Raw genomic sequence first — 11,282 nt, forward strand, 5'->3', positions numbered from 1 at the left:
TATTGTCTCTAAACGAACTACTTTTGGTTATTTTTTCTGCGGTTACAGTACCAGCGACTAAACCAATTAGTGATGTAGATATAGCAGAATATGATCAACGTAATGGTCAAAATATCCATATTTAACGTATTCGTATCGAAACCAATAATGCTAATAAACAGGGTTGGCGATAAAATTAATAATAATAAATCAAAAAATAGCTGTAGACGATACGGCTTAGCTGAAATAACATTCCAAATCGTTTTATGAACACTCATTAAAGTAACCTCTTATTCTGAAATCAAACGCTATGATTAGGGTTATTTTTACACTGCTTGCTGCCTAATATATAACCGAAATAGATAACAATAAACCCAACGACTACGCTCAATATTAAATATACGACGCCAGTCCATAAATATTGAGGGTATTTCATTATCTCTACTGCTCCGTACACAAAACTGGAAAAAGTAGATAACCCGCCCATCACTCCAGTAGCAAAAAAAGCATTCATTGATTGGCCAATGCGTTTACTGGTGAGTAACCCTGCAACAATACCCAATAAAAATGAAGCACTAATATTGGCAATGAAAATATCTAAAGGAAACTGGTCTGCCATTTTCGGTACAGAAATCATTAATAACTCACGAAAAATTGCGCCAATAGCACCACCGATAAAAACTAAGATTGCAATATTCATATTTTTATCCTTTAGTTAATCAACCACGCGCCAAAAAATGCAGCCATCAGACCTGCAATAATTGACAACAATAAATAAAACAACGCTAATATTTTTTGTTTTGTTTGCGTCAGTTTTAGCGCATCAAGCTGCATACTACTAAATGTGGTGTAGCCACCTAATAAGCCAGTTAATATGGCTGATTGTAGAAATGAACCATAACGATCATCCCAATCTAACAAAAAATAACTGCTTAAAAAGCCGATTATAAAAGCACCTGATACATTAATAATGAAGGTCGATAAAGGAAATTTACCGTGATATTTTTCACCGACTAAACGTCCAATCCACCAACGTAATAATGAACCGATCCCACCACCAGCACCGACTAAGGCGATATCAAAAGCGAGCATATTGAGTACCTCAATGTATTTAATTTCAAATAGAAGATATTTCCCAAACTGACGTACATACCTTTTCTAATAACATTTTATTATGACTAAAAATAATCATCGCTAATGGTCTGTCTTGTGATAATTCAATCAGAAATTGCCAAATATCTTTTTGTAAATGTGCATCAAGTTGAGCCGTTATTTCATCGGCGATTAATATTTTAGTGCGAGGATCTAGCGCTCTTAATAGAGCAATACGTGCCAGTTCTCCCCCTGAAAGCTCACTCGGACGTCTTTCTAACCATTGTGCTTTAATTGACAAACGTTCGAGATATTCATCACTTGGTTTCCATGCATCATTGACACTTGAGCCGACAGTTCTATATGGATTAAAACTTTTCTCTGGGTGTTGTGGCACTAATTGTATTGGACAATAACCTGTTGGCGCTAATGCCTTTCCCTCAAATAAAATCAAACCATTAGAGGGTGCTTGCCATTGTGCTAATACTCGACCTAATGTGGTTTTACCAAAGCCACTTGGTGCAGAAAGTCCTAAGCGCTCATTATTACCTAAGCAAAAGGAAAGATCGTTCCAGAGTGTATTCCCTCCCTGAGTGATACGTATATTTTTTACTTCTAACATCTTCCCTTCCTCTTACACCTAAAATAGTCACTATTAGCTAAATAAAATCCAACCTGCCGCAATCGACATACAAATTAAGGCAATGATACCGCCTGATTTTGTAAATTCTAAAAATGAAATTTTAATACCATGTTGGGCTGATTGATCGACAGCAATAATGCCCGCAAGGCTACCAAAAACAAAAATATTACTTGAAAAACAAGCACCAAAAATCAATGCAGCTCCTAGTGGATCAGCATTACCATCGGGAGAAACGAATTGAATTAACAGCATCACGGTTGGCGTTGTCCCAATAAAGATACTCATAATACTTGAGACCAAAAATAGCGTAATAGGGCTACTCAGATCGATACCTTTATTTAACAAATAATGCAAAACTTCCTGCGGAACCCCTGTCTTAGCAAAGGCAGCGTTAATAATAAACAGGCCCATTATTAGCAATAACAGATCACCATTAACATGCTTTAGCATGTCACTAGAGGCAATTTTCCTATTTAATAATAAAAAGCAAGCCGCTGAGAGTGCCACTAACTCTCTAGGTAAATCTGTAAACAAAAACGCAATAATGACAATGGCGATCACAATAGCGGCTTTACCCGTTTCCCATTGATTAAATGGGATCACCGTATGTGTTTTAGGGGGTAGCGATGCCTTTTGACTTTCAGGTAAATACCAATTTTTACGATAAAGTAAGCTAATTGCACACCAAACAACAGGCAAAGAAAGCAATACAGGAATAGCGGTGATATGCAGCACGCCTATAAATGAAAGATCTAAGCCTTGTGCAACTATCATATTTTTAGGACTACCAATCAATGAACCTGCTGCCCCATTGTTTGCTGCGAAACAAAAGCCCAATAAAAATGGAATTGGATTCAACCCTCTTGCTAATGTGATTGAAATTAACAATGGCGTCATTGCCACGACCACCACATCATTAGTCAATACCGAAGCAAGTACAGCACCAACAATAATAAAGACCAGTAACAATTTGGGTGGGCTAATTTTGAGGATAGCCATTTCATTCGCGACTTTATGATAAAAGCCAGAAACGGTGAATGAAGCCGATACCACCATCAAGCCAAATAGCAACCCAACTGCTTGATAATCAATAGAGTCCCAAGAAGCTTTCGGGGTAATAAAACCAAAACCAATCATTGCTAAGGCGCCAGCAACAGCCGCCCCCGTGCGGTCAATTTTTATTCCTGGAAACGTGCCAAAAGCCATCGCGATGTAAACCAGCACGAAAATAATAATAATTGAATCCATATTTAGCTCGCCATTTTTATTCTTGTATTATTTCACTTGAAGCAAAATAAAATAATGAGCTGTGGTCATTCCACAGCTCATATTCAGGTCTCTACGCATCTTCTAAGAATCTAGAATATTGTTCGAGAAAATAATGTTTTCAATTATTTGGCTATTGATACTCTCACCAAAAATCATTTTAATTAATACTTCACTACCTAACGATGATAAAGAGATCAACAGGTCAGCATGCAGTAATTTCAAGTTTTCGTAGTTATTATCATCGTTGACGACCATAACACTTTTGATATTCGCGCCGACAATCTCTTTAGCCGCCAGCATCGCAATCGTGTTTTCGGCATCTGAATCTCCAAGTATAAATAATGCTTTGGCATCTGCTAAATTCACTTGGTTTAAGCTTTTCTTATTGATTTGTGATGTCGTGATCACTGGAGCATTATCTGGATAATTGTTTTTGTGTTCTTCTTTACACAGCACCATCACATCTAAATCACGCTTTTTTAATCCATGATAGGTGTTTAACGCTAAAGGGCTAGCACCGACAATTACATAATGATCTTTCATACGGAATAATCTCTTTTTGACAATTTCTTGTGTGCTCTTTGCAAACACTCCTAAAAAATAAACAATAGAAGTGGTAAAAATTGTGATACCCAATATCACAATAGAAATGGTAAATAACCTTGCTTCTACACTAATAGGAACAATATCCCCGAATCCTACGGTTGTCATACACACCAGCGCAAAATAAAACGCAGAAGAGATATCGGTTATATGAGGTTGGAACTGATCACCAAGATACAGTGAGCCAAATACTGAATATCCCAGTAAAGCAATCAAACTGACAAAAGCAACAAAGCCCGCACCGGATAAGCTATGCCGGTGGAATATTTTCCAATTTGCAATCAATGCAATTAATATCAGTAGTGAGAGCGTTCCCGTTAATACATTCTCTCTTGCTAAGAGCAAGTTAATCAGAACGAGAACAAACAGCATAAAACAACTAAATACCCATCCAATTCTGATACCTAAATAAATAGGTAATGCCAAAATAATCAAAACGACCCCGATAGCAAACCGAGGGATATCCAGTAATTTAATGAAACCTAATGACTGCAACCAATCAACAAAATTATGGTGTTGTGGGGACAAATTAATATTATATGACGCTAAGATAGGCAGTATTATCAATAGCCCATCCAGCAAGATCAACAATGCTAATGTTGTCCTTATCATCGTCATATTTTGAATGTATTTATAAATCGCATTCTTTTTCATATCGATATGACCTAAAATTATATTTTATACTGTCAATAGTCCGCGTTGCAGGTAGAGGACCAGCAAAGATAGTCGAGAAGCTTAAATAAATTAGGTAACCCGACCAGCAAAGCATCGCCCTCCTCTGCAACTCGAAAGATAACGAGTATAATTATGATTGCCTATGTTCAGGCATAATATCTTGGTTCGGTACTAAGAATAACCATGATGCTAAAACAAATGGCATGGTTAATGTAGGTATACCAAACGGCTCCAGAATAATATCTAATGCACCTTGAACAAAAACAGTAAAGATAACTCCGATGATAGCATAGACTACCACTCGATAACTCGGCTTATTAAATGTTGAACCTAAAGCAATTGCAGTTAAAACGGCGCTAAATGAATATAAACCAGTATGGATGCTAACAAAATCGCCTTTCAATAACGTGGCAATAATAAATGCTAATAGCGAACCAACAATAGCAAACACTGCGGCCCATATTGAGCTAACAGCAAGTCCAACCACAAAAATAATACCAACAATCACACTACTTAGTAAAAAGACTTCAGAAACACCACGGAAGACATCAGCAACAATATCACTGTGTGGAATACTGCCAATTGGCTCAATAAATTGTTGCGGAAGCGCCGGTGCTGGTAAAGCAACACCTTTTATACCTAAAAAACTGTAACTGGCTAATAAGATAGTCCAAGAAACTAATACAAAAGGAGCGGTTAATGCAGCAACTTTCCAATTTTTTAAGAAGTCCATTAAGGATATGGTCGCGATCACCGAAACAATACTACCTAAAATAATCGATAACCAAACAAAAGGCGTATTTTCTAAAAAAGTAGGTAAAGCTACACCAACTAAACAGCCATTATAACCATACAACCCCGAACGCAATGAGCTTGTATCCAACTTACTGATATACGCAGTCAATGTGGATACGACTGTGCCTAATAGGCAGCCAAAGGCTACAGCAGGCATGCTTTCTAAAAATGCTCCGATAAAGATTGCAATAAAAAATAGCAATCCAGTTAATGGATTATTTTGAAACATCACTTGAGCACAGCCACGAAGTGTGACATCAATAAACTGTACTGTAATATTTTTATCAGCAAGCTGATCCCAAGCATTTTTATTTATTGTTGAAGTGTTCATCGTAATGTCCCTTCTATTCCTTGGCATAGGTATAGATAGGATCGTTAATCAACGATCCTACCTGTCATTATTTGACGAATATCTTTGTAACTTAATAAGCTAAATAAGTTTATATACTCTAAATAATTTTAGGTGCAGCCAAGCGACGAATAAACTGATCGCAGCAGCATAAAAACTATATGACTAACGTAAAAGAACGCAGTCGCCATACTTTAATAATACAAAGTATGGCGAGTATACTTTTTAACGCCATAAAAAAGGCTTCTGTAATGTTATTCCCAGTATTTCTTCACGTGCGATTTGCCAAAAATATCTAACAGCCTCTTTCACTTTTGGACTATCAACACCCAATGCTTTAAAAATTAAACCGCAATCATTAGGTAATTGAGTTGCCCCAAATGCAATATTGTTCTCTGTATCATAAATAGCTTCTAGACGCTCTAAAATACGACTATGGTGAATTTTAGGCGTTAGCAAAATAACATTGCCAAACGTATCAAATTTATCCATCACCGCAGTGGTCATTAATTGTTCTTTTTTAGGCTCTAGAATATATTTCTCAACAAACAATTCTTTATTCGATGAAGATTCTGCTCTGATATGCGAAGAGAAAATATCAAAACCAAACTGCTCATCTTGGTGATGATACTTACGTCCCGACATCAATATTTCAGAATATATCATTGTCGCACTCGGATGAATGTTAATCCGAGTATCAGTAATAAAGCGTGAATTGCGATGAGGAATAATTGGATCAGGTAAATACTCTAAATAACCATCTTCTTCAACGATAATATTTTGGAATTGTGTTGCATAGTTTGCTTCCATCATATGCACTTTCGTTGCAGATTGTGTGGTTACATGAGCACACGCCCCCTTTTCCACAATGATATCCAACGCTTGACGGTCGCCCTGCAAAAGACAACCTGAAGTAGAAATCATGGTGACACAAGGTAACTGTGGCATCATTTCATCCCAATAGAGTGCTTTTTGCACCAGAGATGGAACACGACGTTCCATCTCTACTAGCTCGCTGCGATATTCGCCTTGCGCAAATCTTAGCTTGAGATAACCACTTTTACCTACCGCACCGCTTTGCATTTGTTTAGGCTCATCTTGATAGATGGCAAGTTCAGGTGCATTGTTACCGAGTGTATGTGCTTGAACACGTGATGGTGTATTTGCGATATCTGCCCTGAATTGAGTCATACTTAGCCCCTTGATGATTGATGGGTAAACAGGAATTTATCCATAATCATATCAACCAGTTCAACAACACCTTCGCCGGTTTTACAGTTAGTCATCACATATGGACGATTACCGCGAACCACTTTCGTGTCGTGCTCCATCACTTCAAGGCTCGCGCCAACATAAGGGGCAAGGTCAATTTTGTTAATGACTAAAATATCAGCCTGTACTAAACCTGGACCATTTTTACGTGGAATTTTTTCGCCTTCAGCCACATCGATAACATAGATGTAAAAGTCAGCCAATGCGGGACTAAACGTTAATGTTAGGTTGTCACCACCACTTTCAATCATGATCACATCGCTATCAGGAAAACGCTCTTCCATATCTTCTACCGCAGCAATGTTCATACTTGGGTCTTCACGAACAGCAGTATGCGGACATGCACCTGTTTCCACACCCAAAATTTTCTCTTCGTCTAAAATACCTTTTAAAGTACGTTTAACTTGTTTCGCATCTTCAGTGGTCACAATGTCATTAGTGATAATTAACGGTTTAACGCCACGCTCAATGAGGATCGGAGTAATTACTTCAATAATTGCTGTTTTGCCTGAACCTACTGGTCCACCGATACCAATCCGAGTCATTTTTTTCATCATTGTTCCTCAAAATTTTTTAGTTAATCATCAGTTCATAAACAAACGAACAAACGATTTTGTATGCACTGCTGCCAGCACATCAATCACTGGCACATACGAGGCCATTTGTTGAATATCGCCACATGATGCAATGTCACAAAAGATGTCGATATCTTCATTCAATTCAAACAGAATATGTTGTGTTTCATAATGCGTAACACGCATCAAGCGCATTGCTGCACTCAAAATCGTCATGGCAATACCATATTGATGCATGACCACCACATCTCTTTCTGTTATTCCTTGAACTGCCATTACAATGGCTTGTGTCACTGGCTGGGTTCCTGCTGCTGTGCCATTTTTAATTTGTTCTAGCCACCAAGCAACTTGCTGGTTTTCAAATATATGTACTGAGATCTCCGCGAGTTTCTTTCCCATACGGGTCGTCATTATTCTCGCTTCTTCATTTAATTTACGATTGTGCACAGCCCAATCGATATTAATTAATGCTTCATTATCTTGTGCGATAACGGCTCGATGGGCAGCAACTACCGCAATACCATCAGAGCTTGCCGCAACATTGAGTGATGTACGGACAAATGACTTTAGCGTTTCTTTATCGTGCACAACGCCTTTTTGTATTGCCGACTCTACGCCATTTGAAAAGGTAAATGCACCTATAGGTAGCGCCGAGTCACCAAACTGCATGATCCTAATTAAATCAGATGCCTTCATACCACAATCCTTAACTGCAATGACCATTAATGCTTATGTGTATGGCTATGCCCATGGTGATGGTCATGATCGTGATCGTGGTGATGGTCGTGATCATGGTCATGAGAGTGGCTATGTGCATGTTGGTGAATTTGACCAATTGCCACATGGACATGCGTATCGGTATCTTCCGCACCACCAAATAATAAACGCGCTTCTGAATGTGTCAGTTTTGGTAAAATAGACTCACCTTTTACGAAAGCAAAAGTATCTTGAGAAAAACCATGGGTACGCATAACCGATTCCATGACTTTTTCACTCACCGTTAATGGCACATAAACTTGATTCTCTTTTAAAACCGCTTTCCAGTGCTGGTTTCCTAATGCATGTCCCAATTCAAAACTAACTCGAATTTGTTCTTCAGCATCCAAACTTTGCAAGCGCTGTAAATTAACTACCATCACGTCACGCAAAGAAATCTGCACAATAACCATCGTATTGGCGGCTTCATCAAATAAAATAACATCGCCATCAGAAAGTAGGACATTACGATCTAATGCAATACCGAGATCAAGACCCTTTTCTGTATGTTTACGACAACGACTCTTCTGTGCTTCACGTTGGTCAAGTATCAAAACATCCAGCTGTGCTTTTTGACTTTTTTCTTGCCAAACTGGATCTTTTTTCACATTTCCAAGAATTTGTTCAATGATGATCATCGCATTACCTATTATGTTAATTCTGCCTGCTTGAAGGCAGGCAGAAAATAAAACAATCAAATTACTGGTTGTGTCGCAGTATTAACCAAAGAAATAACGTTGGTTCATGGCTGCTTCACTAATCGGTTGGCAAGTAGCATGTTCGCCATTCACTTTTACAGCAAAAGTTTCAGGGTCAACTTCAATATTCGGAGTTTCACCATTACGAACTAAATCACGCTTACCAATCGCACGGCAGTTGTTCACCGCCACAACTTGGCGCTCTAAACCAGCTTTTTCTTTAACGCCATCATCTAATGCTGCTTGGGAAACAAATGTGACACAAGTGTCATTAACGGTTTTACCCATAGCGCCAAACATTGGACGATAGAATACAGGTTGTGGTGTTGGCAGTGACGCATTTGGATCGCCCATTGCCGCCCAGTTAATCAAGCCACCTTTAATCACCAGTTTTGGTTTAGCACCAAACATTTTTGGATCCCATAACACCAAGTCAGCCATTTTACCAACTTCGATTGAACCTAAGATGTGACTCACACCTTGTGCAATCGCTGGGTTAATCGTGATTTTTGCAACGTAACGTAAAACGCGGAAGTTATCATTACCCGGCGCATCTTCAGGCAGTTTTCCACGTGAAGCTTTCATTGCATTCGCGGTTTGAATGATCCTCAACCAGTTCTCACCAACACGACCCATCGCCTGTGAGTCACTAGAGAACATCGAGATTGCCCCCATATCATGCAATACGTTTTCCGCTGCGATAGTTTCTGGACGCACACGACTTTCAGCAAACGAAACGTCTGATGGTATATTTGGGTTTAAGTTGTGGCAAACCATGATCATATCGAACAATTCTGATTGGCTATTAACACCAAAAGGAAGTGTTGGGTTCGTTGAACTTGGCAGCACGTTTGGCTGGCTAACAACTTTAATAATATCTGGTGCGTGACCACCACCAGCACCTTCTGTGTGATAGGTGTGGATAGTACGGCCTTCGAACGCTTCGATAGTATCTTCTACATAACCACCTTCGTTGAGGCTGTCTGTATGCACAGAAATTTGCACATCAAACTCATCAGCGATACGCAGTGCGTGACGAATTGCGTTCCCTGTTGCGCCCCAGTCTTCGTGTACTTTTAAGCCTGCCGCGCCAGCAACTAATTGCTCAATTAATGGTTCACGGGTATATGAGTTACCTTTACCCAAAATACCAACGTTGATTGGCAAGCCTTCAATGGCACGCAGCATGGCACGCATGTTCCATGGACCTGCAGTTACTGTGGTGCCGTTGGTACCATCAGTTGGCCCAATACCACCACCAAAGAAAGTCGTTACACCGTTTGATAACGCAGCATAAGCCTGCTGAGGTGAAATTAAATGAATGTGAGTATCGATACCCGCAGCGGTTAAAATTAAGTGCTCACCTGAGATAGCATCAGTGGCTACACCCACCACCATTCCAGGGGTGATATTGTCCTGAACATTCGGGTTACCACTTTTACCAACCCCAACGATTTTACCGTTTTTAATCCCTACGTCGGCTTTGATCACGCCTAAACGTGCATCAACAATAGTGACGTTGGTAATAACGAGATCAAGAACCCCGTTATCGCTGGTAAAGGTGTTATTTGCACCCATACCATCACGCAAAGATTTACCTCCACCATAGACAGACTCTTCGCCATATCCGCGTAAGTCTTTCTCGATTTCAATATACAGATCTGTATCACCTAAACGAATTTTATCGCCGACTGTTGGGCCAAATAGGCCGCTATATTCTTGTCTAGAAATTTGTGGCATTTTATTTACCTTTATAGTTTATAAGGTACATAGCTATTTATCATTATCGATAAACAACACAATTACTGTTCTTTATGTTTATAACCGCGAGCAATCGCTTCATTTAATGCAATCGCTTTTGCTGGACGCTCTGTTGTTGCGACGTTATTCCCTGCCCAACCATCAACGAGGTTATTAAATCCATAAACAGTTTGTTTTCCACCGAAAGGGATAAGTGATACTTCAATTTCATCGCCTGGTTCAAAACGTATTGCAGTAGTAGACGCAATATTTAAACGCTTACCATAAGCCGCAGCACGATCAAATTCTAATGCATGGTTAACTTCAAAAAAGTGAAAGTGAGAGCCTATTTGTACTGGACGGTCACCGGTATTTCGCACTTTTAATTTCGTTTCAGGTTTGCCTACATTAAATTCAATTGGGGTATCCGCTAAAATAACCCCGCCTAAAGGTGTAGGTGCTTTTGTATCTGTTTTCGCGTTGCTCATATGCTCACCTCGTCATCAGCTTATTTTATCGGATTATGCACAGTAACCAGACGTGTGCCATCAGTAAAAATAGCTTCAACTTGTACGTTTGGAATTAAATCCCACACACCATCCATAACATCTTTTTTCGTTAAGACAGCAGCAGCTTCTTTCATCACATCTTCAACGGTTTTACCATCACGTGCACCTTCTAAAGCAGTAACCGTAATAATGGCAACCGCTTCTGGGTAGTTTAATTTCACACCACGGTCACGACGTTTTTGTGCAACGTCTGCGAGTGTATAAACCATCAATTTTTCAATTTCCCTTGGGGTTAATTGCATAACGCCTCCTCGATTGATAAAAGTT

Annotated in this window: 14 protein-coding genes; all 14 read right to left on the minus strand. The window is 39.2% G+C overall.

The features are described 5' to 3' along the window. Positions 1 to 17: 17 nt before the first annotated feature. Positions 18 to 257, minus strand: coding sequence for a hypothetical protein (locus tag SC428_RS15490; RefSeq protein WP_318708632.1), 240 nt, complete (start codon positions 255 to 257; stop codon positions 18 to 20). A gap of 23 nt (positions 258 to 280) precedes the next feature. Beyond that, positions 281 to 679 (minus strand): CrcB family protein, encoded by a 399-nt coding sequence (locus SC428_RS15495; protein WP_070929187.1) that lies wholly within the window; start codon positions 677 to 679, stop codon positions 281 to 283. Positions 680 to 690: 11 nt separating this feature from the next. Beyond that, the gene (gene crcB, locus SC428_RS15500) at positions 691 to 1,071 is read right to left on the minus strand and encodes a fluoride efflux transporter CrcB (protein ID WP_283125360.1); all 381 of its coding nucleotides are present in this window, start codon (positions 1,069 to 1,071) and stop codon (positions 691 to 693) included. Between the two features lie 25 nt (positions 1,072 to 1,096). Beyond that, entirely contained in the window at positions 1,097 to 1,693 is a 597-nt protein-coding gene (locus SC428_RS15505) for an ATP-binding cassette domain-containing protein (RefSeq protein ID WP_318708637.1), read from the minus strand. A 33-nt stretch (positions 1,694 to 1,726) separates the two neighbouring features. Further along, positions 1,727 to 2,962 (minus strand): SLC13 family permease, encoded by a 1,236-nt coding sequence (locus tag SC428_RS15510; RefSeq protein WP_070929184.1) that lies wholly within the window; start codon positions 2,960 to 2,962, stop codon positions 1,727 to 1,729. A 102-nt stretch (positions 2,963 to 3,064) separates the two neighbouring features. Then, positions 3,065 to 4,240, minus strand: coding sequence for an ion channel (locus SC428_RS15515; protein WP_070929183.1), 1,176 nt, complete (start codon positions 4,238 to 4,240; stop codon positions 3,065 to 3,067). A gap of 151 nt (positions 4,241 to 4,391) precedes the next feature. Beyond that, positions 4,392 to 5,387 carry an urea transporter gene (yut, locus tag SC428_RS15520; protein ID WP_070929182.1) on the minus strand — a complete coding sequence of 332 codons (996 nt, stop codon included), beginning with the start codon at positions 5,385 to 5,387 and terminating at the stop codon, positions 4,392 to 4,394. Positions 5,388 to 5,630: 243 nt separating this feature from the next. After that, entirely contained in the window at positions 5,631 to 6,596 is a 966-nt protein-coding gene (locus tag SC428_RS15525; protein WP_070929181.1) for an urease accessory protein UreD, read from the minus strand. A gap of 2 nt (positions 6,597 to 6,598) precedes the next feature. Then, positions 6,599 to 7,231 carry an urease accessory protein UreG gene (gene ureG / locus SC428_RS15530; RefSeq protein WP_053110480.1) on the minus strand — a complete coding sequence of 211 codons (633 nt, stop codon included), beginning with the start codon at positions 7,229 to 7,231 and terminating at the stop codon, positions 6,599 to 6,601. Between the two features lie 30 nt (positions 7,232 to 7,261). After that, positions 7,262 to 7,948 carry an urease accessory protein UreF gene (locus tag SC428_RS15535; RefSeq protein ID WP_053110482.1) on the minus strand — a complete coding sequence of 229 codons (687 nt, stop codon included), beginning with the start codon at positions 7,946 to 7,948 and terminating at the stop codon, positions 7,262 to 7,264. Between the two features lie 26 nt (positions 7,949 to 7,974). Then, positions 7,975 to 8,646 (minus strand): urease accessory protein UreE, encoded by a 672-nt coding sequence (gene ureE / locus SC428_RS15540; RefSeq protein ID WP_070929180.1) that lies wholly within the window; start codon positions 8,644 to 8,646, stop codon positions 7,975 to 7,977. A gap of 81 nt (positions 8,647 to 8,727) precedes the next feature. Beyond that, on the minus strand, positions 8,728 to 10,446 hold the full coding sequence (locus SC428_RS15545; RefSeq protein ID WP_053110486.1) for an urease subunit alpha: 1,719 nt from the start codon (positions 10,444 to 10,446) through the stop codon (positions 8,728 to 8,730). Positions 10,447 to 10,508: 62 nt separating this feature from the next. Beyond that, entirely contained in the window at positions 10,509 to 10,934 is a 426-nt protein-coding gene (locus SC428_RS15550; RefSeq protein WP_070929179.1) for an urease subunit beta, read from the minus strand. A gap of 20 nt (positions 10,935 to 10,954) precedes the next feature. Next, positions 10,955 to 11,257 carry an urease subunit gamma gene (locus SC428_RS15555; protein ID WP_070929178.1) on the minus strand — a complete coding sequence of 101 codons (303 nt, stop codon included), beginning with the start codon at positions 11,255 to 11,257 and terminating at the stop codon, positions 10,955 to 10,957. Positions 11,258 to 11,282 lie beyond the last annotated feature (25 nt).

This window comes from Providencia sp. 2023EL-00965 (genome assembly GCF_033550225.1).
GTDB classification, from domain to species: domain Bacteria; phylum Pseudomonadota; class Gammaproteobacteria; order Enterobacterales; family Enterobacteriaceae; genus Providencia; species Providencia manganoxydans.